At 47.8% G+C, this 1,045-nt stretch carries 1 pseudogene; it reads left to right on the plus strand.

Features of this window, described 5'->3' with window-relative positions:
- Positions 1 to 1,045, plus strand: a pseudogene (locus ACFVFS_RS40865) (amino acid adenylation domain-containing protein); the annotation flags it as partial.

Genomic DNA, 1,045 nt, shown 5'->3' on the forward strand with positions numbered 1-1,045 from the left:
ATCCATTATAGCCGTTTGGAAGGCAGGGGGCGCTTATGTGCCCCTGGATCCTGACTATCCAAAAGAGCGGCTTCAATATTTGCTTCATGATGCGGATGCAGACGTTCTCCTTGTTCAGCATCATTTAAAAAACAGTCTCGCCTTTGACGGACCGGTGATCGATTTGAATGATGAAACATCATACCATGCCGATTGCTCATTGTTATCACCAGTAGCGGAACACAGCCATTTAGCCTATGTCATTTATACGTCAGGTACTACAGGAAAGCCGAAAGGGGTCATGGTTGAACACGGCGGCATTGTAAACTCGCTCCAATGGAAGAAGGCGTTTTTTAAGCATTCTCCGGCGGATCGCGTGCTTGTCTTGTACCCGTATGTTTTTGATGCGTTCATTTTAAATTTCTTCGGCCCGCTCATCTCGGGAGCAACTTTGCACCTTTTGCCTAATGAAGAGAATAAAGAAACTTTCGCCATTCAAAATGCCATAAAACAAGAGAGAATTACTCATTTCTCAACTTCTCCCCGTCTTCTGAAAACGATGATCGAACAGATGAACAGAGAGGATTTCATCCATGTTCAGCATGTTGTTGTAGGCGGTGAGCAGCTGGAAACAGATACAGTTGAGAAGCTGCATTCTCTGCAGCCTCGCATTCGGATCAATAATGAATACGGACCGACAGAAAACAGCGTGGTATCTACATTTCACCCTGTTCAGTCCGCTGATGAACAGATCACAATCGGCAGCCCGGTGGCCAACCATCAAGCTTATATTTGAGGAGCGCACCATCAAATCCAGCCGATCGGCGTACCGGGAGAGCTGTATGTCGGAGGAGCGGGAGTGGCCCGCGGCTACCTCAATCGGCCTGAATTGACGGAGGAAAAATTTGTGGAGCATCTGCATGTCCCTGGTCAAAAGATGTATAAAACGGGGGATCTCGCCAGATGGATGCCAGATGGACGGATTGAATATTTAGGGCGGATTGATCATCAAGTGAAAATTCGCGGCTACCGGATTGAGATCGGCGAGGTAGAGGCAGCCATGTTC

The organism is Kitasatospora sp. NPDC057692 (assembly GCF_042799475.1).
Lineage (GTDB): Bacteria > Actinomycetota > Actinomycetes > Streptomycetales > Streptomycetaceae > Kitasatospora.